Source organism: Embleya sp. NPDC020630 (assembly GCF_044334985.1).
Lineage (GTDB): Bacteria > Actinomycetota > Actinomycetes > Streptomycetales > Streptomycetaceae > Embleya.
Genome location: NZ_JBIRUB010000001.1, coordinates 744,007 through 766,561, shown reverse-complemented (window position 1 = coordinate 766,561; position 22,555 = coordinate 744,007). Strand labels below are relative to the sequence as shown.

21 protein-coding genes are annotated in these 22,555 nt (G+C 72.2%); 15 read left to right on the top strand and 6 right to left on the bottom strand.

Translation table 11 applies throughout. From position 1 onward, the window contains the following. Nucleotides 1-24: 24 nt before the first annotated feature. Nucleotides 25-1,020 carry an S-methyl-5-thioribose-1-phosphate isomerase gene (gene mtnA / locus ACH4XV_RS03185; RefSeq protein ID WP_395786543.1) on the bottom strand — a complete coding sequence of 332 codons (996 nt, stop codon included), beginning with the start codon at nt 1,018-1,020 and terminating at the stop codon, nt 25-27. Between the two features lie 667 nt (nt 1,021-1,687). On the opposite strand from mtnA, the gene ACH4XV_RS03180 reads away from it, so the two are divergent. The 8 genes from ACH4XV_RS03180 to ACH4XV_RS03145 all read left to right on the top strand — a co-directional run bounded on the left by ACH4XV_RS03180 (nt 1,688) and on the right by ACH4XV_RS03145 (nt 10,185). Next, nucleotides 1,688-2,764 (top strand): BMP family ABC transporter substrate-binding protein, encoded by a 1,077-nt coding sequence (locus ACH4XV_RS03180; protein ID WP_395786542.1) that lies wholly within the window; start codon nt 1,688-1,690, stop codon nt 2,762-2,764. A gap of 91 nt (nt 2,765-2,855) precedes the next feature. Beyond that, nucleotides 2,856-4,466 carry an ABC transporter ATP-binding protein gene (locus tag ACH4XV_RS03175; RefSeq protein WP_395786541.1) on the top strand — a complete coding sequence of 537 codons (1,611 nt, stop codon included), beginning with the start codon at nt 2,856-2,858 and terminating at the stop codon, nt 4,464-4,466. Nucleotides 4,467-4,479: 13 nt separating this feature from the next. Continuing rightward, the gene (locus tag ACH4XV_RS03170; protein ID WP_395786540.1) at nt 4,480-5,679 is read left to right on the top strand and encodes an ABC transporter permease; all 1,200 of its coding nucleotides are present in this window, start codon (nt 4,480-4,482) and stop codon (nt 5,677-5,679) included. Between the two features lie 2 nt (nt 5,680-5,681). Next, the gene (locus ACH4XV_RS03165) at nt 5,682-6,650 is read left to right on the top strand and encodes an ABC transporter permease (RefSeq protein WP_395787048.1); all 969 of its coding nucleotides are present in this window, start codon (nt 5,682-5,684) and stop codon (nt 6,648-6,650) included. Next, on the top strand, nt 6,647-7,426 hold the full coding sequence (locus ACH4XV_RS03160; protein ID WP_395786539.1) for a nucleoside phosphorylase: 780 nt from the start codon (nt 6,647-6,649) through the stop codon (nt 7,424-7,426). The genes ACH4XV_RS03165 and ACH4XV_RS03160 overlap by 4 nt, the downstream gene beginning before the upstream one ends. Continuing rightward, a complete protein-coding gene (locus ACH4XV_RS03155; RefSeq protein WP_395786538.1) occupies nt 7,423-8,766 on the top strand; it encodes an amidohydrolase family protein in 1,344 nt (447 codons plus the stop codon). The genes ACH4XV_RS03160 and ACH4XV_RS03155 overlap by 4 nt, the downstream gene beginning before the upstream one ends. Before the next feature lie 14 nt (nt 8,767-8,780). Next, the gene (locus tag ACH4XV_RS03150) at nt 8,781-9,395 is read left to right on the top strand and encodes a sulfite oxidase-like oxidoreductase (RefSeq protein WP_395786537.1); all 615 of its coding nucleotides are present in this window, start codon (nt 8,781-8,783) and stop codon (nt 9,393-9,395) included. Beyond that, nucleotides 9,388-10,185, top strand: a complete 798-nt coding sequence (locus ACH4XV_RS03145) for a ferredoxin reductase (RefSeq protein WP_395786536.1) — start codon at nt 9,388-9,390, stop codon at nt 10,183-10,185. Before ACH4XV_RS03150 ends, ACH4XV_RS03145 begins: the two co-directional genes overlap by 8 nt. Before the next feature lie 73 nt (nt 10,186-10,258). On the opposite strand, the gene mtnC is transcribed toward ACH4XV_RS03145, so the two are convergent. Both mtnC and ACH4XV_RS03135 read right to left on the bottom strand, forming a co-directional pair. Continuing rightward, nucleotides 10,259-11,011, bottom strand: coding sequence for an acireductone synthase (mtnC, locus tag ACH4XV_RS03140; protein WP_395786535.1), 753 nt, complete (start codon nt 11,009-11,011; stop codon nt 10,259-10,261). Then, on the bottom strand, nt 11,008-11,589 hold the full coding sequence (locus ACH4XV_RS03135) for a 1,2-dihydroxy-3-keto-5-methylthiopentene dioxygenase (RefSeq protein ID WP_395786534.1): 582 nt from the start codon (nt 11,587-11,589) through the stop codon (nt 11,008-11,010). Before ACH4XV_RS03135 ends, mtnC begins: the two co-directional genes overlap by 4 nt. 227 nt (nt 11,590-11,816) lie before the next feature. Here ACH4XV_RS03135 and ACH4XV_RS03130 point away from each other — a divergent pair, with 227 nt between their 5' ends. Then, a complete protein-coding gene (locus ACH4XV_RS03130; protein ID WP_395786533.1) occupies nt 11,817-12,200 on the top strand; it encodes a hypothetical protein in 384 nt (127 codons plus the stop codon). A gap of 25 nt (nt 12,201-12,225) precedes the next feature. Beyond that, nucleotides 12,226-12,375 carry a hypothetical protein gene (locus ACH4XV_RS03125; protein WP_201261031.1) on the top strand — a complete coding sequence of 50 codons (150 nt, stop codon included), beginning with the start codon at nt 12,226-12,228 and terminating at the stop codon, nt 12,373-12,375. A 317-nt stretch (nt 12,376-12,692) separates the two neighbouring features. On the opposite strand, the gene ACH4XV_RS03120 is transcribed toward ACH4XV_RS03125, so the two are convergent. Next, nucleotides 12,693-13,568, bottom strand: a complete 876-nt coding sequence (locus ACH4XV_RS03120; RefSeq protein WP_395786532.1) for a response regulator transcription factor — start codon at nt 13,566-13,568, stop codon at nt 12,693-12,695. Between the two features lie 223 nt (nt 13,569-13,791). Here ACH4XV_RS03120 and ACH4XV_RS03115 point away from each other — a divergent pair, with 223 nt between their 5' ends. Next, the gene (locus ACH4XV_RS03115; protein ID WP_395786531.1) at nt 13,792-15,465 is read left to right on the top strand and encodes an AMP-binding protein; all 1,674 of its coding nucleotides are present in this window, start codon (nt 13,792-13,794) and stop codon (nt 15,463-15,465) included. Here the strand turns inward: ACH4XV_RS03115 and ACH4XV_RS03110 are convergent. Continuing rightward, a complete protein-coding gene (locus ACH4XV_RS03110) occupies nt 15,462-16,562 on the bottom strand; it encodes a nucleotidyl transferase AbiEii/AbiGii toxin family protein (RefSeq protein ID WP_395786530.1) in 1,101 nt (366 codons plus the stop codon). The two genes, ACH4XV_RS03115 and ACH4XV_RS03110, sit on opposite strands and share 4 nt — an antisense overlap. A gap of 178 nt (nt 16,563-16,740) precedes the next feature. Between ACH4XV_RS03110 and ACH4XV_RS03105 the strand changes: the two genes are divergently transcribed. Both ACH4XV_RS03105 and ACH4XV_RS03100 read left to right on the top strand, forming a co-directional pair. Then, a complete protein-coding gene (locus ACH4XV_RS03105; protein ID WP_395786529.1) occupies nt 16,741-17,745 on the top strand; it encodes a serine hydrolase in 1,005 nt (334 codons plus the stop codon). A gap of 104 nt (nt 17,746-17,849) precedes the next feature. Further along, the gene (locus ACH4XV_RS03100; protein WP_395786528.1) at nt 17,850-18,446 is read left to right on the top strand and encodes an HhH-GPD-type base excision DNA repair protein; all 597 of its coding nucleotides are present in this window, start codon (nt 17,850-17,852) and stop codon (nt 18,444-18,446) included. A 111-nt stretch (nt 18,447-18,557) separates the two neighbouring features. On the opposite strand, the gene ACH4XV_RS03095 is transcribed toward ACH4XV_RS03100, so the two are convergent. Further along, the gene (locus ACH4XV_RS03095) at nt 18,558-19,961 is read right to left on the bottom strand and encodes a DHA2 family efflux MFS transporter permease subunit (RefSeq protein ID WP_395786527.1); all 1,404 of its coding nucleotides are present in this window, start codon (nt 19,959-19,961) and stop codon (nt 18,558-18,560) included. A gap of 172 nt (nt 19,962-20,133) precedes the next feature. Between ACH4XV_RS03095 and ACH4XV_RS03090 the strand changes: the two genes are divergently transcribed. Together ACH4XV_RS03090 and ACH4XV_RS03085 are read left to right on the top strand one after the other, a co-directional pair. Then, a complete protein-coding gene (locus tag ACH4XV_RS03090) occupies nt 20,134-20,628 on the top strand; it encodes a winged helix-turn-helix transcriptional regulator (RefSeq protein WP_395786526.1) in 495 nt (164 codons plus the stop codon). 282 nt (nt 20,629-20,910) lie between these two features. Further along, complete coding sequence (locus ACH4XV_RS03085; protein WP_395786525.1) at nt 20,911-22,338, top strand: helix-turn-helix domain-containing protein; 1,428 nt, start codon at nt 20,911-20,913, stop codon at nt 22,336-22,338. Nucleotides 22,339-22,555 lie beyond the last annotated feature (217 nt).

The following is a 22,555-nucleotide window of genomic DNA, read 5'->3' as shown; positions in this document are numbered from 1 at the left end:
GCGGCTCGACCGCCGGGGCCGGGCTCAGTACTCCCGCACGCCCGTCTCGTTGACGATCACGCTGATCAACCGCGCCGGCGTGACGTCGAACGCCGGGTTGAACGCGCGCGATTCGGCCGGTGCGACGCGCACTCCGGCCACCTCCAACACCTCCGACTCGGGGCGTTCCTCGATGGTGATCTCGTCCCCGTGCGCCGTCGCGTCGTCGAAGGTGGTCAGCGGCGCCGCGACCACGAACGGGATGCCCGCGTCGGCACAGGCCAGTGCCACGCCCACGGACCCGATCTTGTTCGCGGTGTCGCCGTTGGCCGCGATCCGGTCCGCCCCGATCACCGCGACGTCCACCAACCCGCGCAGGATCGTGCTCGCCGCCGCGCCGTCCGGCTGGACCAGATGCGCGATGCCCTCCTGGGCCAACTCCCAGGCGGTCAACCGGGATCCCTGGAGCAGCGGCCGGGTCTCGTCGACGTACACGACCTCCACCGCGCCGCGCGCGTGCAGTTCGCGCACGATGCCCAGCGCGGTCCCCCACCCGGCGGTGGCCAGCGATCCGGTGTTGCAGTGGGTGAGCACCCGCAGCGGACGACGCCCGACCCGGGACAGGATCCAGTCGGCGCCGTGCCGGCCGATCGCGTGATTGGCCTCGACGTCCTCCCGCACCACCGCGTCCGCCTCGGCGAGCACCGCGTCCACGCCCTTCGCCGCGAACGGCAGCACCCGGTCCACGCCGCCGGCCAGGTTGACCGCGGTCGGCCGGGCGTCGCGGATCCGCCCGATCTCCGCGGCCAGTCGCGCCGCGCCCCAGCCCTCCCGCTCCCCCTGCCGCATCGCCACCGCGACGCCGTACGCGCCCGCCGCGCCGAGCGCCGGCGCGCCGCGCACCGCGAGTCGGCGGATCGCGTCGATCAGCGCGTCCACCTCGGTGATGTCGAGGTACACGATCCGCTGCGGCAGCGCGGTCTGGTCGAGCAGCCGCAGGCCGGTGTCGTGCCAGGCGAGCGAGCGTATCTCGGAGGCCATCGGGGGTCCTTTCCGGGCGGGGAACAAGCGCCGCGCGGGCGGTGCGAACACCGGCCCGAGGGCAGGCCGCGGTGCGGCGGCGGACGCGGCAACCGCACGGTCCGGCACCACGGATGCTACGTCGCCGCCCCGCGCCCGGCGGACCCACACCCGCCATGCGGGACGAACACGCGTACCCCACGCCCACCCATCGGCCACATCATGGACAATCTGTCCATATTCTGGACATGTGAGAGAAGTGCCTGGTGAGGGTGCTAACCTCCCCCGAAACCAGTCATGTGATCATCACATCGACCTTCGAGCGTGTCTGGTTCGATCGGAAAGGAGCCGGCTGTGGCCGAAACGTGGCGTTGCGACAACGTACGCATCGAGTGCCGCGGCCGCTCCATGGCGTGTCACCGTCCGCCCCTTTCGCTCGACGAGCGCGGCTTCCTCGACGCCGACACGCGCCGCACCGACCGCTGTTGTCGGCGCTCGCACTGACCGGTCGTCCCGCACCGGCAAACCCGCACCGACCGCGCCGCACCGGCCGCCGCTCCGACAGCTCCAGCAGCTCCCACCGCACCGGGATCCCGAGACCCGACTCCGGGATCGCGAGGTTTCCGTCCCCGAACCACCGACGCCACACACCGCACCGCCGGCGTCGACACTCCTCCCAAGGACGCTCATGTACCGCAACACCTTCCGCCACCGCCTCGCCGTGGCCGGTCTCCTCGTCGGCACCGCGCTGGCCGCCACCGCCTGCAACGCATCCGCCGACAAGGACAAGGGCAACACCCCGGCCGCCGGCGGCACGGGCGGCGGCGCCGGCAAGAACGTGGTGCTGGTCACCCCGGAGCCGATCGGCGTCAACGACTTCCTGAAGCTGGCCGCCACCGGCGCGCAGAACGCGGCCGGGAAGGCCGGCGGCACCGCGACCGTCCTGGAGAGCAAGGACACCAGCGCGATCCAGCAAAACGTCGAGGCCGCGGTCCGGCAAAAGCCCGCCGTCGTGGTGGCGGTCGGCTTCGAGTTCGCCGACGTGCTGGCCCAGCAGGCCGAGGCCAACCCGAAGCAGCAGTTCCTGTTCGTGGACTCGTGCACCACCAAGCCGTACCCGAACATCACCTGCGCCACCTTCCGCGAGCACGAGGGCACCTTCCTCGCCGGCGCCGAGGCGGGCCTGCTGACCAAGAGCGGCAAGGTCGGCGCGGTGGTCGCGCTGGACAGCCCGCAGATCCGCCGCTTCTCCGACCCGTTCGGCGCGGGCGCCAAGCAGACCAACCCGGCAAGCTCCTTCACCCAGCTGTTCGTCGGCGGCCAAAAGCCCTTCAACGACCCGGCCCGCGCCGGCGAGCAGACCGCGTCGCTCAAGGCCAAGGACGTCGACCAGGTGATGGGCGCCGCCTCCGCCGCGGGCAACCTCGGCGTGTTCAACGCGGCCAAGTCGGCCGGCCTCCAGGCGTTCGGCGTGGACGTCAACCAGTGCTCGGCGGCACCCGGCACGGTCGTGGACAACGTGATCAAGCGCACCGACGTCGCGGTGGACAAGGGCGTCGAGCAGATCGTCGGCGGCAAGCCCGGCGGCGTCACCTCCTACGGCGTCAAGGAGGGCGGCATCACCCTCACCGGCCTGGAGAGCGGCGTGGAGACCTCGCAGTGCCTGATCGCCCAGCGTCCCGAGGTGATCAAGACCGTCCAGGTCCTGCGCGACCAGATCGTGGCGGGCACGATCACCGTGGCCGACCCGGCCGCGGCCAAGTAGTTCGCGAGCCGGGGTCGGGGCGCGGCACACACCGCGCCCGACCCCGGCCGACGCCCGTCCCACCGCCCCCTTTCCACCGGAGACACGCCCGATGAACGATCAGCACGCCGCCGCCCCCGGTGACTTCGCCGAGGTCGAGATGCGCGGCATCGTCCGGCGCTTCCCCGGCGTACTGGCCAACGATCGGGTCGATCTGTCGGTGGAGACCGGCGAGATCCACGCCGTCATGGGCGAGAACGGCGCGGGCAAGTCGACCCTGATGTCGATCCTGTACGGCCTGCAACGCCCGGACGCCGGCCGCATCCTGCTGCGCGGCGCCGAGCACTCCTTCGGCACGCCGGTCCAGGCGATCGCGGCCGGACTGGGCATGGTGCACCAGGGGTTCAAGCTCTTCCCGTCCCTGACCGTCACCGAGAACGTGGTGTACGGCAGCGAGCCGACCCGCCGCGGCCTGGTCGACCGGGCCGCCGCCCGGGCCCGGGTCGCCGAGCTGGTCGAGACGCACGGCCTGCGCGTACCTCCCGACGCGCGCGTCGCGGACCTGCCGGTGGGCGTGCAGCAGCGGGTGGAGATCCTCAAACTGCTCTACCGCGACGCGCGCGTGCTGATCCTGGACGAGCCCACCGCCGTACTCACCCCCGCCGAGGCCGATCGCCTCCTGGAGGTGATCCGCGGCCTGGCCCGCTCCGGGCGCACCGTGTTGCTCGTCACCCACAAGCTGGGCGAGGTGATGGCGGTCGCCGACCGGGTCACCGTGTTGCGCGACGGCCGGGTCACCGCCCGCCTGGCCACCGCCGAGACCACGCCGGCCGAGATCGCGCTGGCCATGACGGGCCGGCGGATCGACCTGGACCGCACCCACCCGGCCGGCACCCCCGCCGCCGACGTGCTGGAGGTGCACGGGCTCACCGTGTCGGCCGGGCGCGGCGCCAAGCCGCTGGTCGAGGACGTGTCGCTGACCGTACGGGCCGGCGAGATCGTCGGCGTGGCGGGCGTGGCGGGCAACGGGCAGAGCGAACTGGTCGAGGCCCTGGCCGGGTTGCGGCCCGCCGCCGAGGGTCGGGTGCTGGTGGCCGGTTCGGACGTGAGCGGCGCCTCGGTACAGCGGCGACGGGCGGCCGGTCTGGCCTACGTCCCCGAGGACCGGGCCACCGTCGGCGCCGCGCGTGACGCCTCGCTGGCGGACAACCTGGCGATGGGCTTCCACCGCACCGCGCCGCTCGTGGCGCGCGGCGGCTTCCTGCGCCGGAGCGCGATCCGCGAGCACGCGACGCGGGTGATCGAGCGTTTCGGGGTCAAGGCCGCCTCCCCCGCGGTGACCATCGGCACGCTGTCCGGCGGCAACCAGCAAAAGGCCATCCTGGGCCGGGAGATCACCCACGACGCGCCGCTGCTCCTGGTCGAACAGCCCACGCGGGGTGTGGACATCGGCTCGATCGAGAACATCCACGCGCGGTTGGTGGAGTATCGCGACGCGGGTCACGGCGTGCTGCTCGTCTCGGCCGAGCTGAGCGAGATCCTGGCGCTGGCCGACCGGGTCCTGGTCATGTACGAGGGCCGCGTCGTCGCCGAACTGCCGCGCGCCGAGGCCGATCCGCACCGGATCGGCCTGGCCATGGCGGGCGGCACGATCGAGGCGACCGCGGACGCCGACCCGGACTCCGATCCCGACTCCGCACCGACCACCGCCCACCTGGCCTGACGGGTTATCAGACATGACTGCCATCAAGGCCGGTACGGCCATCGAGCACGCCCCCGGACCGGCCCGGTACGCCGCCCTGCGCCTGCGCGGCGCGGTGCTGTCCCCGGTCACCGCGTCCATCGTGGCCGCGCTGCTGCTCGGCGCGATCATCCTGGCCGGCACCGGCGCCGACCCGGTCACCGCCTATCGCGCGGTATTCACCGGCGCGTTCGGCTCCGAGGGCATCGGCGACACGCTCGGCGAGAGCATCCCCATCGTCGGCCTGGCCCTGGCGCTGGCCATCCCGCTGCGCGCGGGCCTGGTCAACCTCGGCGGCGACGGCCAACTCGTCCTGGGCGGTCTGGCCGCCGTCTCGGTCGGCCTGTACTCGCCCTTTCCCAGCGCGGTCACCGTGGTCCTGGCCCTGCTCGCGGGCATGCTCGCGGGCGGCCTGTGGGCCGCGCTGGCCGCCGTCCTGGAGACGCGGTGCGGTGTTCCGCTCCTGGTCAGCAGCCTGCTCCTGAGCTACCCGGCGATGTCGTTCGTGTCCTACATGGTGCGCTTCCCGCTGCTCCAGAAGGGCTCGGGCATCCCGCAGACCGATCGACTGCCCGAGGGCGTCAAGCTGCCCGAGTTCGCCGCCGGATCCGGCGCGGGCACCGGGGTCAGCGTGGGCATCGTGCTGATCGGGCTGGCCGCGCTGATCTACTTCGTGGTCGACCATCGCACCGCGGCCGGCTACGAGGTGCGGATGACCGGCCTGGGTGCGCGCTTCGCCGGCTACGCCGGGGTGGACCGGGCCCGGCTGACCCTGCGGCTGATGTTCGCCTCCGGAGCGCTGGCCGGGCTGGTCGGCGCGATCGCCGTCCTCGGCTTCCCGTACCGGCTGGTCGACGGCTCGCTGACCACGCCCGGCTACACCTGGACCGGGCTGCTCGCCGCGCTGCTGGCCGCCGCGTCCCCGCTGGGCACGGTCGCGGCCGGGTTCTTCTTCAGCGCACTGACCATCGGCGGCTTCGGCATGGAGCAGGAGACCGCCGTGCCGCAGCAGTTGACCTCGGTGCTCCAGGCCGTGGTGATCATCTTCCTGGCCGTGCGCGGCGGGGTCTTCCGCAAGGGTGGGTGGTTGCGCCGACTCGGGCGAGGGGCCGATCCCGGACCGCTCGCGACGGTATCGCCGCCTGATCCCGACCCGAATGTGCCCGCCCCCGCGCGCGGCGACGGAGGTAAGTGACCATGTCCTTCGACGCCGAACTGATCTTCTCCGCCCTGCGCGCGCTCACCCCGATCCTGTTCGCCGCCCTCGGCGGCGCGTTGTGCGAACGCGCGGGCGTGTTCAACGTGTCCCTCGAAGGCACCATGCTGATCGGCTGCTTCGCCGCCGTCACCGGCAGCTGGTTCGGCGGCAGCGTGTGGATCGGGGTGATCTCCGCGGTCCTGGCCGCGATGGTCTTCTCGCTGCTGCTGGCCATCGGCGCGGTCACCCTCGGCGCCGACGCGGTGGTGTTGTGCATCGCGCTGAACCTGCTCGCGGTCGGCCTGACCGGCTTCCTCCTGCGGACCGTCTTCGGCAAGCAGGGCACCTTCGGCGACCCGGACCTCAAGGGCCTGCAACCGGTGGAAATCCCCGGCCTGGAGTCGGTGCCCTTCGTCGGTCCGGCGCTGTCCGGCCACTCGCCGCTGGTGTACCTGTCCTGGGTCGCGGTCGCGGTGATCGCGGTCCTGCTGTCCCGGCACCCGTGGGGTGTACGGCTGCGCGGCGTCGGCGAGGCCCCGGAGGCTGCGCAGTCGCTCGGGGTGAGCGTGGCCCGCTACCGCTACGCCGCGATCCTGACCTCGGGCGCGTTGTGCGGACTGGCGGGCGCGCAGCTCGCGTTGGGCAACGTGACCCTGTTCTCGGAGAACATGACGGCCGGTCGCGGCTGGATCGCCGTGGTCGCGGTGATGCTCGGCCGGGCGCTGCCGGTCGGGGTGCTGCTCGCCGGCATCCTGTTCGGGCTGGTCGAGGCGATCGGCTTCCGGCTCCAGGGCGAGGGCATGCCCCAGCAGGCCGCCGACGCCGCGCCCTACGTGATGACCCTGGTCGCGCTGTTCCTGGCCACCCGTTCGCGCGGCCGACGCGGCGGCGCGCCGCCGGGCCGGTTCACCGGCCGCATCCCCCGTCCACGCCGCATCGCGCGCACCACCACGGAGTCGCCCTCATGACCACCACCACCCGCCCCGCCGTGTTGCCGATCACCCGGATCCCCAGCAGCGGGCTGCCCGCGCACGCGCTCGTCGTCGGCGACCCGGCGCGTGCCGCGCTGGTCGCCGAACGCCTCGACGACGCGCGGCGAATCGGCGCCAACCGGGAGTACGTCAGCTACGCGGGCACCTGGCGCGGGCTGCCCGTGGTGGTCTCCTCACACGGGGTGGGCGGGCCCGGCGCGGTATGCCTGTTCGGCGAGTTGGCGGAGGCGGGGGTGCGCACCTTCGTCCGGCTCGGCACGGCGGGCGCGATGGCGCGCGGGGTGCACGACGGGGACCTGGTGATAGCCACCGGCGCGGTGCGCGACGACGGGGTCACCCAGCAGTTGGTGCCCGCCGAGTTCCCGGCGTCCGCCACGCCGGAGGTGGTGCTCGCGCTCCAGGGCGCGGCCCGCGCGCACGCGGCGCCGCACCACCGGGGCACGGTGTGGACCCGCGCGGCGTTCATGCCGGGTGTGTTGGAACTGCCGATGAAGCCGTATCAGGCGGCGGGTGTGCTGGCGATCGAGATGGAGTTGTCGGCGCTGCTGGTCTGGGCCGCGCTGGGCGGGCACCGGGCCGGCGGGGTGCTGGTCGTGGACGGCATCGCGGCCGACGACCTGGTCGACGAGTCGGGCGCGTCGACCTACGACCCGCATCGCACGGTGGTGGCCGAGGGCGTCGAGCGGGGCGTGGTGGTGGCATTGGACGCGCTGCACCGGTTGGCCGAGGACGATGCGGCGGACGGCGCGTGATCGATCTGCTCGTCACCGGCGGCGCGGTGCTCACCGCCGACGCGGCCGATACGTACGTGGCCGACGGCGCGGTGGCGGTCGCCGACCGGCGGATCGTCGCGGTGGGGCCGGCGGCCGAGGTGGGGGCGCGCTTCCCCGGTGCGCCGACCCTGGACGCGCGCGGGTGCCTGGTGTTGCCGGGGCTGGTCAACGCACACTCGCATGCGGCGATGACGTTGTTCCGGGGTACGGCCGACGACGTCGATCTCCAGGTGTTCCTGGACCGGTTGGTCGCCGCGGAGAGCGCGGTGTTGTCCGCCGACGTGGTGCGCGCCGCGGTGCGGTTGGCGCTCGCCGAGTCGATCCGGGCGGGTGTGACCACGGCGATGGACATGTACTGGTTTCCCGAGGCGGGCCTGGAGGCCGCCGCCGACGCGGGCTTTCGGCTGGTGACGGGGCCGACGTTCATGGATGTGCCGGGGCCGCCCGACGGGCTCGACTTCGCGGCCCGGCTGCGGCTCGCACCGCAGTTGCTGGCCCGGACGGCGATCCGCTGCGTGACGCCGCACAGTACGTACACGCTCGACCCGGACCGGCTCCTCGCGGTGGCCGAACTGGCCCGCGAACACGGTGCGTTGCTGCACATCCACGCGGCGGAGAACGCGGCCGAGGCGGAGAGCGTACGGCGCCGTCACGGCCGGCGGCCGGTGGAACTCCTGCACCATCTGGGGCTGCTGGGCCCCGGCACGCTGCTCGCGCACGCGGTGCACCTCACCGACGAGGAGATCGGGTTGATCGCCGGCTCCGGCGCGGGTGTCGCGCACTGCCCGGTGTCCAACCTCAAACTGGCCTCCGGGGTGGCGCGGCTGCCCGAACTGCTGGCGGCCGGGGTGCCGGTGGGGTTGGGTACGGACGGCGCGGTCAGCGCCAACGCGCTCGACCTGTTCGGCCCGATCCGCGCGGCGGCGACGCTGCACCGGGTCGGTTCCGGGGCGCCCGACCCGACCGTGGTCGGCGCGCGCACGGCGGTACGGATGGCCACCGTCGACGGCGCGCGGGCGATCGGGATCGGCGCGCTGACCGGGTCGATCGAGGTGGGCAAGGCGGCCGACCTGGTGGTGCTCGACCTGAACCGGCCGCACCTGACGCCCCGGCACGACCCGTGGTCGATGCTCGCCTACGCGGCCGGGCCCGCCGATGTGCGGGACACGGTGATCGACGGCCGGATCGTGCTGCGCGACCGGCGGTTGCTTACGATCGACGAGGGCGCGGCGATCGAGGAGGTCGAGGCGCTCGCGGGGGCGCTGCGGAAGCGGGTCGGCGGCCCCGGGGCCGGTCCTGGTCCTGGTCGAACGACGTGAAGGGAGAAGGCGACATGGGTTCCACCACGCGTGGCTTCGTCGGCCGGCACACCGCCGCCGAGCGTGATCCGCGGCTGCCGCCGGGGCAGTACGACGCGCGTCACGACTTCCCGGTTCTCTCCGCCGAGGTCACTCCCGAACTGGCGCCTGCCGACTGGTCGTTCCGGATCGACGGGCTGGTCGACCGGCCGCGCTCGTGGAGTTGGGACCAGGCCCGCGCACTGCCCCGGGAGACGTACGACGGCCCGATCCACTGCGTCACGTCCTGGTCGAAGCTGAGCACCGACTTCACCGGCGTATCGCTGGACGTGTTCCTGGCCGAGGCCGGACCGCGCGCCGGCGCCACCCACGCGGTGGCCTTCTCGCACACCGGCTACACCACCAACCTCGCCCTCGCCGACCTGACCGGCGGCCGGGCCTGGATCGCCTTCGACTTCGAGGGCGAGCCGCTGACCCCTGCGCACGGCGGGCCGGCGCGGTTGCTGGTGCCGCACCTGTACTTCTGGAAGAGCGTCAAGTGGATCGCGGGCCTGCGCCTGCTGGACCACGACGAGCCGGGCTTCTGGGAGGTCAACGGCTACCACCATCGGGGCGACCCGTGGGCAGAGGAGCGGTACTCCGGTGACTGAGTCGACCCCTGCGGGCCTGGTGAACCTCCCGCCGATCCCCGCCTTCGCCGCCCCCGGCCGGGCCGCGCCGAGCCTGCGCGGCGCCGTGGACTGGCAGCGCGCGACCGTGGTCGAGGTACGGCGCGAGACGCCCAACGCGGTGACCGTGCGCCTGGCGCTGCCGGTGTGGAACGCGCATGTGGCGGGCCAGCACTACATGTTGCGGTTGACCGCCGCCGACGGCTACACCGCGCAGCGGCACTACTCGGTCGCCTCCGCGCCGGACGACGAGGGGCACATCGAGTTCACCGTCGACCGCATGCCGGGCGGCGAGGTGTCCGGCTTCGTGCACGATGTGGCCCGTCCCGGCGACGTGTTGGAGGTACGCGGCCCCCTGGGCGGGTTCTTCGCGTGGCCGGGCGATCGGCCGGTGCTGCTGGTGGCGGGCGGGTCGGGGCTGGTCCCGCTGATGGCGATGGTGCGCCACCGGCGGCGCCGCGCGCTGAGCGTGCCGCTGCGCCTGGTCGCGTGCGCCCGCACGCCGCAAGACCTTTTGTACGCGGCGGAGTTGGCCCCGCTGCCGGGCGAGGAGCACACCGTCCTGTACAGCCGCGCGGCTCCGCCCGGGTATCCGCATCCGGTGGGCCGGCTCACCCCGGACACGCTCGCCCCGCACGCGGCGGCGGCCGTCGCGGACGAGCGCTACGAGGTCTTCGTCTGCGGCTCGACCGGATTCGCCGAACACGCGGGCCGACTGCTCACCGCGGCGGGCGTACCGAGGACCCGGATCCGGGTGGAGCGCTTCGGCTGAGCCTGTCTTTCGCCGAAGGGCGGCCGGTGGCACGGGAGTTCGTGCCGTCGACCGCCCTTCTCCCGCTTATTGTTCAGGGCTCGCGCAGGATCGGCCGATCGCCCGTCAGGTCCAGCCGTGCGAAGGTGGCCGTCTCCGGGTGATCGCCCACGCCCCGGTCGTAGTACGGCTCGTCGGCGTCCGGCCGGCGTACGCCGATGGTCCACCACCCGGCCTCGCGCGCCGCGTCCAACTCCTCGACCACGTCGGACAGGAAGACCAGGCGCTCCGGCCGCTCGCCGATCTGCGCCGCGATCGTGCGGTACGAGTCGGCGACCCGCTTCGGGCCGGCGTTCTCCGTGTCGAAGTGCCCCGAGAACAGCGGCAGCAGCGACCCCTCGGGCGAACTGCCGAACCACGCACGCTGCGCGGCCACCGAGCCCGAGGAGAAGATGTACAGCCGATGCCCGGCCGCGTGCCACGCGCGCAGCGCCGGGATCGCGTCCGGGTAGAAGTGCGAGGTGAGTTCGCCGGACGCGAAGCCCTCGGCCCAGATCAGGCCCTGGAGCGCCTTGAGCGGCGTGACCTTCTCGTCCCGGTCGAGCCAGCCGTTCAATGCCTCGACGATCCGCCGGTTGTCCGCGTCGGGCTCGCCGATCAGCTCCCGCACGGCCTCGACGGCACGCATCACGTCGGGGTGGTCGCCGTGCTCGTCCAGCCAACGCGCGAAGTGCACGCGGGAGTACGGATACAACTGCTCGGTGATGAAGCCGGTGGCGCTGGTGGTGCCCTCGATGTCGACGACCACCGTCAGCGGCGCGTCGACCGGGTTCGTGCCTGAGCTCACGCGGCGTACCCGGCCCAGATCTCGTCGAAGTCCGGGAAGCGCGAGGCGATCGGGTCACCGGTGAAGTCGCCGACCCAGCCGTCCTCGTCGTGGAAGAACCGGATCGCGGCCACCGACGGCTCCACGCCCATGTCGAACCAGTGCGTGATGCCCTTGGGCACCGAGAGCAGATCACCGGCCTCGCACAGCACCGCGTGCACCCGGCCGGCGATGTGCAGGTAGAAGATGCCGGCGCCCTCGACGAAGAAGCGCACCTCGTCATCCTCATGCGTGTGCTCGGTCAAAAACTTCGCCCGCGCCCCGGCGGCCTTGGCCGGCCACTTCGGATCATCCGACGGCTGCAACCGGATCACGTCCACGAGGATGTACCCCTCGGCCGCGGAAATACGATCCACCTCGGTCTTGTAGGCCGCGATCACCTGATCCTGCGTAGCCCCATCCGGCAACGCCACATCGGCCGTCCACCGCTCGAACCGAACCCCGATCGGCTCCAACTCTCGAGCGATCTCCCCCGGATCCGAAGTCCGCACGACCACCTCGGTGGCATCGTCCTCAGGCCACACGGTCAACAAGGACATGGCGTCCCTCCACGAGTACTCGATCGGGGCAAACTCCCCGAGCACCAAATCCGCTACACACCAAACACCAAAGGCCCCCCGGACCATCCCCAAAACTACCGTCTCCCCCGATTCCCCCCACTCGGGTCCCATACTTCGGAACTTGCCCGCACCGCCGAACCCTGGCTCACGATGTGCTTTCGAGGGCACACTGAGAGCAACCGGACGATGGACCCCCGAGGAAGCGCATGAACGACACTCCAGACGAACCGCAGGACCACGACCCGACTGTTCCCGACACCCAAGACGGAAGGCTGTTCCGTACGGTCGTCGGGGACGAATGGGTAACCATGCCGGCCACCATCGCGGGCATCCGTGCGGCCCTGCCCGAAGAGCAGCGCGCCGAGTTCACGGAGGCGATCGAGAACACTCCCGCCAGGGACATGTTCGCGACGATGGTCCGATGGGCGCGCCCCCCGGAAATGGTCGAAGCAGTGGAGCGCGATCACGACAGAATTCAGCGCCTGGCCGAGGAAGCCGACGCGCGGGTGATCATGGGGGAGGATCCCGATGTCGTACGACGTGACCTACGATCCCAAATCGCAAAGGGCGCGCGACCAACTCGCCCCTGACCAACGGCGGGACCTGGACAACGGCATGCAGCGCATCGCCCAGGACCCGTACGGGTCGGGATCCAGCCCGACCTACAGCAAGGACCGCCGAGAGGCGACATGCGGAAGTGTGTTCGTCGTCTACCAGATCACCAACAGTCGACTGTTGATCACGGTGGTCCAGGTCATCGCATAATCCACACGCAGCGAGGTTCCCGGCCCATCCAGCCAACGGGCCGGGAACCCCCTCGACCACAGCAGCCCACCCGGCCCTTGACAACAACAAGGCCACGCCGACTCGCAACCGCAACCCAGACACACAAAACCGACCACAGCAGCGCGTCCGGCGCTTGAGGATCAAACAAAGCCACACCCACTCGCGGCCGCAACCCACGCACGGGACCCAACCAAACCAGCCCGTCCGGCGTTTGAGGACGGCCGGGACGAGACGCCGGCCTCCGTCGGGCGAGGACCCGATCGCACCGGGCGACCACCCCCGGCCGCCCGCAAGGGCTACGGCAACAGCCCCGTCGCGCGCGCCGCGCCGACCGCCTCCACCCGATTGTGCGCCCCAAGCTTCCGCATCGCGGACCGCAGGTAGCTCTTCACCGTCTCCGCCCCCACCCCCAGCGCCTGCGCCACCTCCGCGTTGGTCCGCCCCACCCCCACCAGGGCCAACACATCCGTCTCACGCACCGTCAACCGCGGCCCCGCCGCCCGCACGGCGCCTCCGCCCTCCCCGACCGAGGCCGCCGTCCGCGCCAACCGCCCACACACCGCCCGCAACCGCTCCCCCAGCACCGGATCGTCGACCGCGGCCGTCCCCGCCAGCGCCAGCAAATCCGCATGGGCCAGCCGAATCTCCAACGCCGCCCACCCCGGCAACTCCGCCGCCCGCGCCATGCGTTGCTCGACCTCACGCGCCACGGCGATCTCGTGCCCCGCCTCCCTCGCCGCATCACAGGCCGTGGTCAAAATGCCGTCCCCGAAGTCCGACGGCCGCCGCAACGCCCCATACAGCACCGCCGCCACCACCCCCCGCCCACCGCCGGGCCCCGGCACGGGAACCGGCACAGCGAACACCGCCCGCACCCCCTCCGTCGTGACCGCCCGGTCGTACTCGTGGCTGATCGCCGAAGCCGCGACGTAGTCCACCACCCGCACCGGCCGCCGCGTCGTGATCGCCTTGCCGCCGACCCCGCTCCCGGCGACCACCGTCAACCCGGCGAACACGCGCGTCGAGGTGCCGCTCAGGTACGAGATCACCAGCCGATCCGCCGTACTCGGACACGGCCCGGCGAAGGCCACGTCCACCCCGGTCCGCGCCCGAAACCGCTCGACGGCCCGCGCAAGCGGATCCTCGACCGAGCCCGCCGCCGGTCCGCCCATGGCCCCTCCCCACACTCCACACTCAGGCTCGCGTCGTACCCATCCAGGGCACACCCACACCGCGCCCGGGCACCGTACTGCCGAGCCCCGTCCGGCATCACCCCCATTCGGGGGTACTCCGCTCGCCGCCCCCACCCGCCCCCACCTACCGTCGCGACCACACAGACACGCCACATCGAAAACCCGGCCCCGCCACCCACCCCGTCCAGGCAGGTGACCCGCGATGACCGCCCCCGTGCCCGCCCCGCCGCAGGCCGAAATCCCCCCGTCCTCCCGCCAGGGAGAGCGCACGCCGCCCCTGCCCCACGAGACCATCGGCGCGAACCTGGCCCGGATCGCCGCCGCGTACCCGGACCACGACGCGCTCGTCGAATGCGCGAGCGACCGGCGCTGGACGTACGCGGAGTTCGACACCGCCGTCGACAACCTCGCCCGCGCCCTGATCGGCGTCGGCATCGAGGCGGGCGACCGCGTCGGCATCTGGTCGCCCAACTGTGCCGAATGGACCCTCGTCCAGTACGCCGCCGCCCGCGTCGGCGCGATCCTGGTCAACCTCAACCCGGCCTACCGGGTGCACGAGATCGAATACGCGCTCGCCCAATCCGGGACCCGGCTCCTGATCGCCGCCTCGCGCGTGAAGACCAGCGACTACCCCGCGATGGTCGCCGAGGTCCGCCCGACCTGCCCCGACCTGGAACGTGTCGTGCACATCGACACCCCGGACTGGCCTGCCCTGCTCGCCGAGGGCGCCGACGTCTCGCTCGACCGGTTGCGCGCCCGCGAGGCCACGCTGCGGCCCGAGGATCCGATCAACATCCAGTACACCTCCGGCACGACCGGCTTCCCGAAAGGCGCCACCCTCTCCCACCGCAACATCCTCGGCAACGGCTTCCTGGTCGCCGAGATCCAGGGCTGGACCGCCGCCGACCGGGTGTGCCTGCCGGTGCCCTTCTACCACTGCTTCGGCATGGTGATGGGCAATCTCGGCGCGACCAGCCACGGCGCGTGCATGGTGATCCCGGCCGCGCTGTTCGACCCGGCCGCCACGCTGCGCGCCGTGCACGAGGAGCGGTGCACGGTCCTGTACGGCGTGCCGACCATGTTCATCGCCGAGCTCGCCCTGCCCGACTTCGAGGCGGGCAAGTACGACCTGTCCTCGCTGCGCACCGGCGTCATGGCCGGTTCACCGTGTCCGGTGGAGGTGATGAAGCGGGTGATCGACCGGATGGGCATGACCGAGGTAACCATCTGCTATGGGATGACCGAGACCTCGCCGGTGTCCACCCAGACCCGCCGCGACGACTCGCTGGAGCGCCGGGTCGGTACGGTCGGCCGGGTCCACCCGCACCTGGAGATCAAGGTGGTCGACCCGACCACGGGCGCGACCGTCCCCGAGGGCTCCCCCGGCGAATTCTGCACGCGCGGCTACTCGGTGATGCTCGGCTACTGGCGCGACCCCGAGCGCACCGCCGAGGTGATCGACGCCGACGGCTGGATGCACACCGGCGACCTGGCGACGATGGACGCGGACGGCTACGTCTCCATCGTCGGCCGGATCAAGGACATGGTCATCCGCGGCGGCGAGAACGTATACCCGCGCGAGATCGAGGAGTTCCTGTACGCGCACCCGGACATCGAGGACGTCCAGGTCGTCGGCGTCCCGGACGCCCGCTACGGCGAGGAGCTGATGGCCTGGATCAAACTCCGCCCCGGCGCCCCGGAGTTGACCGCCGGCGCCCTCCGCGAGTTCTGCACGGGCCGGCTGGCCCACTACAAGATCCCGCGCTACGTCCACTTGGTCGACGCGTTCCCCATGACGGTGACCGGCAAAATCCGCAAAATCGAAATGCGCGAACGCTCCATCCGACTCCTCACCCAACCCCCGCCCCACCCCTAACCCAACCGCCCGAATGCCTCCGCCACCACATGCGGATGCCACCGCTCGTGTCCGACCTGCGCCGGCCGCGCGTCCCAGTGGCCGGTCACCACCCGCGCGGCCTCGGCCAGGTCGCAGGTCCCCGGCCCCATCACTTCGCGGTACACCACCAGGGCCGAGTCCAGATGCCACGAGTCGGCTGTGATCACGTCCGACAGTGCCCGCGAATCCCCGCGCAGCGCACGGCACTTCTCGATCCAGGGGCGCAACCGCCGCACGGCCCGCGCATACCCGCTCTCGCCGGACCCCGCGTCTGCGGCGAAGGTCGGTGCGAGCGCCCGAATCAGTCGTGCCGGTAGCTCGTCGGCCGTCAACTCGGGCTGATCGTCGCCCGGTTCGAAGGGCTTCACCCGGTCCAGGGCGAGTGAAGCCACGGTGAACGGGTGGCCGCCGTAGCTGGGGTCGAACGCCATGAACGTGGCCCGCAGCAGCGAGACGGGCAACGGCACGTGCTCCGCGAGCAGTACCGCGTCGTGGAGATCCTGGGGGCGCGGGTGGTCGTCCTCGACCAGCCACAACAACTTCCAGGCCAACGACTGTTCGGGGGTGGCGCCGACCAGCAGGTGTGTGCCGGTGCCGTCCGAGCGCGGGATCTCGACCAACTCCGGCTCGCTCGGCAGGCGTTCGCCGAAGACGAAGTCCAGGTGCACCGTCCCGCCCGGCAACCCCTCGGCCCGCCACGGAAGTCCGAGTCGGCGGCCGGGCGCGCGGTCGTAGGCCCGGAGCGTTTCGTCCAGGGCCCGGGTCGCGACGACCCGTACGCCGAACGCATCCGTCGCGGACGACTCCTCGGCGCGGCGCACGATCTCGGCGAACATCCGGTCGGTACGGCCGTCCTCCGGCCCCCACCCCTGCGTCGTCACCACGAAGTCGAGGTCACCCGGATCGCGGGCCGCCGCGCCGTACCAGGCCTTGAGCAACACGCTCCCGCGCAGCACGAGTTCGTCGACCCTGCGGGACTCGGCCACGGCCGCCAGGAGATGGTCCACGGCCCGGGCGCGGGCGCGCCGCCATCGTGTCGCCGAGTCGGGGTCGAGGTGGGGTGGCGGCACGGGCATCGCACGATCCTCCACGTCGGCGGGCAGCGGGGCAACCGCCGGATCCCACGAGCACGCGCGCGAGCACGAGCATGACCGCCGCGGTGTCGGCGTGTTCGCCGTGCCACTGCCGCCACTCTCATCCGCTCTTCATGCGCGTCTCACCCACCGCACAGGGCCGCCCACCACCGTATGGAGCATGAGCCCCGCTCGCGAGCGCACCCGCCGCCGCCCGATCGGCCGAGGCCGAGCCGTCGTCGCGCCCATCGTGATCGTCCTGGTCTGTGCGACCCTGCTGTGGTCGGCCGTCTCCCGCAGCCGCGCCGAGCCGACCGCGAGCGCCACCGCCACCGCGAACACCGGTGCGGCTCCGGGGACATCGGCCACGCCGCCCGAGCACACGGAGCCCACCTTGCCACCGCCGGACAGCCCCACCGCCGCCCCCACCGACGTGGCCCGCGGCGCCGACCCGCAACCGCCCGTGGGCCCGGTCGCCGCCGACGTCCTCGCCGCCGCGATGCCCGCGACCACCGGAAGCGTGTCGGTCGCCATCCTCGACCCGGCCGACGGCACCATCGCCGGCTATCGGGAGGACCGCGCCTACGTCGCCGCGAGCATCGTCAAGGTCGACATCCTGGCCGCGCTGCTCCTGCGGGCCCAGCACGACGACCGCGCGCCGACCGCCGCCGAACGGGCCGCGGCCGAGGCCATGATCGAGAACAGCGACAACGACGCCGCCGACACCCTGTGGTCCGCCATCGGCGGTGCCGCCGGCTTGCGCGCCGCCAATGCCCTCCTGGGCCTGACCGAGACCGAACCGACCGGCGCGTCCTGGGGGTTGACCACGACGACCGCCGCCGACCAGGTCCGCCTACTGGCCGCGATCACCGCCGCCGACTCACCCCTCGACGCCGGCTCCCGGGCCTATGTCGCCGACCTGATGACCTCCGTCGAGGACGACCAGACCTGGGGCGTATCGGTCACCGCCGACCCCGCCACCACTCCGGCGCTCAAGAACGGCTGGCTCCCCCGCGATGCCACCGGCCTGTGGGTGATCAACAGCATCGGCCACATCACCCACGCCGGCCGGCCACTGCTGATCGCCATCCTCTCCGACGACCAGCCGACCATGGACGAGGGCGTATCCCAGGTCGAAGCCGTCGCCCGAGCCGCGGTCCCGGCAGTGGCAACGGCTCTGGGCTGACCATGACCACCCGTCCGCATCGCCGCCGGCCGGCAGCGCCCCATCCACGTGATCGGCGGCGAGTCCGGGTGCGGGTCCGGGGCCGGCCGGGAGATCATCGGGGGATGAACACGACAGTGCACCTCGCCCAGCAGGACGAGGCCGACGAGTTGTTGGGACGCAGTGCGTTGGCGGCGCTGACCGGCATGTTGCTGGACCAGCAGATCCCGATGGAATGGGCGTTCACCGGCCCCTACACGATCACCCAACGCCTGGGCGCCACCGACCTGGACGCACACGAGATCGCCGCCTACGACCCGGACGCCTTCACCGCGCTCTTCGTCGAGAAGCCCGCCGTACACCGCTACCCCGGCTCGATGGCCCACCGCGTCCAGCAGTTGTGCCAGTACCTGGTCGAGCACTACGACGGCGACGCGAGCGCGGTCTGGGCCGACGCGAAAACCGGCGCCGAACTGCTGAAGCGGCTCCAGGAACTGCCCGGTTTCGGAAAGCAGAAGGCACAGATCTTCCTGGCCCTGCTCGGCAAACAATACGGTGTGACCCCCAAGGGCTGGCGCGAAGCGGCCGGCGCCTACGGAGAGGTCGGCTCCTACCGCTCGGTGGCCGACATCACCGGCCCCGACTCCCTGGCCAAGGTCCGCGCCCACAAACAGGAAGCCAAACGCGCCGCCAAGGCCGCCAAGGCGACCAAGGCGACCTGACCAAAAACGGGAACCCACCGGGGACACAAGCCCCACCCCGGGCGGGAAGCCCGACCGGGGCGGGGAGCGGCCCCGCGCCCGGCGTGCCCGCTCCCCGCCCTGCCCCGCTCGTCAGTTCACCGGCGTCGATACCGCCGAAGCCGCCACCGCTCCCGAGGCCCGCTCGGCCGCACCTCCCGCTGCCGTGCCCGCGCCGCGGCCCGCCCTCGGCAGGAACAGGGCGGCGAGCGCGGTGAGCAACGTCGCGCCGCCGAGGATGCACCAGGCCCGGTCGTAGCCGTCGAGTGTGGCCTCCGTGCCGACCGCCGCGACGAACACCGCGACCCCGAGGGCCGCACCGACCTGCCGCAACATCGTGATCACCCCCGAACCGGTGGCGAAGCGATCCGGCGTCAGCGCACCGGTCGCGGTGGCGATCAGGGTCGGCAGGACCAGCCCGACGCCGATGCCGCTGAGGATCGAACCGGGCAGGAAGTCGCTCGCGTAGTGCGCGTGCGGTTCGAGTCGGACGATCCACCACCCCAAACCCGCACTGAAGGAGATCCCGCCCAGCACGACCAGCGGCCCCGGTCCGACCCGGGCCGCGTACCGCCCGGCCAAAATCGTCACGAGCGGCACGCACAGCGGCCCGGGAACGGTCCCGAGGCCGGTCCGCAGCGCACTCCAACCCCACACGGTCTGCATCCACATCGTGGCGGAGATCAGCATCCCGGCGAACGCGACGCCGAACAGGACGTTGGCCACCCCGGAGACCGCATAGACCCGATTTCGCACCAGCGCGCCCTCGACCACCGGACGCGGGTGCCGCCCGTTGCGCACGAGGAATCCAGCCACCAGCACCAGGGTGGCCGCCCACACGCCGACCGTACGGCCGGACCACCAGCCCCAGTCCGGCGCCCGCACCACGCCCAGCGACAACGCGCCGATCGCGGCGGTCAACAGCACGGCTCCCACCAAGTCCGGCAGCGGCCCACGATCGGTCGGCGCGGGGTCGGGCAGTCGGCGCGCGCCGAATACCAGCGTCAGCACGCCGATCGGCAGGTTGACCACGAAGACCCAGCGCCAACCGGGTTCGAGCAACAGGCCGCCCAGGACCGGGCCCACCGCGGCGGCGATTCCACCGATCGCGGCCCAGGCGCGGATCACCGTACCGCGACGTTCGGGCGGGTACGACGTGAGCAACAACCCCAGCGACGCGGGCATCAACAGCGCGGCGCCGACCGCCTGGCCGAGTCGGGCGATCACCAGGACCACCAACTCCGGCGCGGCGGCGCACAGCGCGGAGGCCAGGGTGAAGACCGCGACGCCGGCCAGGAACGCACGCCGATGCCCGATCCGATCGGACAACCGCCCGGCCGGCACGAGGAGGGCGGCGAAGACGACCGTGTAGGCGTTCAGCACCCAGGACAGGTCGGCGAGCGAAGAGCCCGACCACGTCTCGGCCAGCGAGGGCATCGCGACGTTGACGATGAACAGGTCCAGGTTGACGAGCACCACGCCCGCACAGACCAACACCGCCGCAAACGCACGCGGCGGTCGATCCGAGCCATTACCGGCCATAACGAGAGCCCTCCCGGGTCACCGAGCGAGTAAGTCCTATGAAGCAACTCGGCCAACCTAGAACGAGCGAGTTCTATAAAGCAACTTACTAAGTACAATCATGCAACCCACCCATTACACTGACGCCATGCGCCGCAAGAGCTTCCAGGAGATGCACTGCTCGGTCGCCCAGTTCCTCGAGGTGGGCGGCGAGTGGTGGACGATGCTGATCGTGCGGGACGCCTTCTTCGGCGTGACCCGCTTCGACGACTTCCACGAACGGCTCGGCATCTCGCGCAACGTGCTCACCCAGCGCCTGGAGCACCTGATCGAGCACGGCATCCTCGAACGCGCGGCCTACCAGGACAAGCCGGTCCGCTACGACTACCGCCTGACCGACAAGGGCCGCGCCCTGTGGCCGGTACTCAACGCCATGCGCCAGTGGGGCGACCAATGGGCCGCCCCCGACGGCCCCCCGGTGATCGTCACCCACACCCCGTGCGGCCACCCCACAACCGCGGTCCACATCTGCTCCGCCTGCCGGGAACCCCTGACCCCCGAAACCCTGAAGGCAACCCCGGGCCCAGGCGCAAGGGACGGCCTCCTGTCGAACCTCCCCCCGAAAGCCACGCCCACGGCCTGATCACCGCACCAACCACAAGCCCCATTCCGGCCCAACCCACACCCGGCCGAAGCAACATCCGAGCCCGAACGGCCCGGCCGGCGCCCAAGGCCGCCCCCGCCAACCCGGGGTGATATGTCACACCGCGTCCCGTGCCACCCACCCCCGCCCAATCCCACCTCCACCGCACGCCAAAAGCGGAATGCCTCGTTCCATCGGAGACAACTCGCACTCCCGTCTGTCACCCTGCTCCGGGCAGTGACCAACCGTCGACCATCCGGAGTTACCTCGGGGAGGACGAACGTGAACAGGCTCCCGAACGCACCCGTCACCACACAGGTCGCGTCCACACCTCTAAAGGTCGCGTCCACACCGTTGTGGGCGGAGTTCGGCCGCACGCTGCGGACCCGGCGCCGCCTCGCCGGAATGACCCAGCAGCAACTCGGGCTGCGCGTCGGCTACCACCACAGCCTGATCAGCAAGCTGGAGGCGGGCCTGCGCGAACCGCCCGCCGGCCTGCCGCGCCGGCTCGACGACCTCCTCGACACCGGCGGCGACCTGTCCGCCCTCCTGACCAGCCGCGCCATCCCGCCGCCCGCCCTGCACCGCACGCACTTCTCGGTGATACCCGGCGGCGAGGCGCCGGCCGGACTCGCCCCCCTGGCCGACCGGTTCTGGCCCGAGCGGCTGCCCTACCACGGCCTGCCCTGCCCCCTGCACGGCAAGGACGGCTGCCACGAGTGCGAGGTCCCGCCGTACGCCGACGCGCTCACCATCCTCGCCGGCATCGACGGCAACAACCCGACCGGCGTCGACCCCGACGTGGTCCACGTACTCACCGCCCTGCTCGGCGGCTACACCCAGGCCGGCCTGCACGGCGGCACCACCACCGGCCTGGTCGGCTCCGTCGAGTACGTGCTGCGCCGCATCGTCAGCTGGGCCGAATCCCTGAACGCGCAAGGCCGTTCGCCGCACGCGCAGCTGCGCCTGGCCGCCGACTACGCCCAACTCGCCGGGCGTTTCCGGATGCAGCAGGGCCAGAGCGTGATCGGCATGGCCTGGTACGACCGCGGCCTCAACTGGGCGGACGTGTGCGAGAGTCCGGGCGCCCGCGCCTCGCTGCTCGCCGACGTTTGCTCGTTGGCCCGCCTCGACGGCGACGCGACGGCCGCACTGGCCTACGCCCGCGCCCTGGAGGCGGTGGACACCGGCCGGGCCTGGATCACCACGCTCGCCAAGCTCTACCAGGCCCGCGGCCACGCGCTCGGCGGCGACATCGGCGAGTGTCGCCAGGAGATCGCCACCGCGCATCGGCAGATCAACCGCTTCGACGAACGCGACCGCGCCGAGGCACCGTGGCTGACCGGACTGGCCGGCCGACTCCGCATGGAGGCCACCGTCGGCGGCGCGCTGCGCGATCTGGCCGCGCGTACCGGCGATCTCGCCTCGGCCCGGTCGGCGGTCCAGTCGGTGGAGGCCGCGTTGGACCTGCTGCCCGTTCCGCTGCGCCCCGCCCGGGTGTTGCTGACCGTACGGCTGGCCGACGCGCTCGCCTGCGCCGGCCGTCCCGACGCGGCGGTGACCACCGCCGCCCCGGTCATCCACGAGGCCGCCGGCCTGGGCACCGCGACCACAAATCGGGAACTACTGGGCCTGCGCCGACGTCTGACCCAACATTGGAGCGATCTGCCGGAGGTGCGCGACCTCTTGGAGCAGATGCCGGGTCACTGAACGGTCGTCGGCGCACGCGTCGGGGCATCGCAGCGCCGCCCGACCGGGCGACCAGGCACTCCCGCGACTCCCGGGGTCTGCTTGGCGTTTGCCGGAATTTGCCGGCCGTTGCCGAGCGCTTCTCCGCCGCCCCACACCCGTGTGAGTGTTTCGCTCGCTCGGGCACGAACCCGGCCTGCACGGTCGCCCGCGTCGCTCACGAGGCGTACGCGGCGCA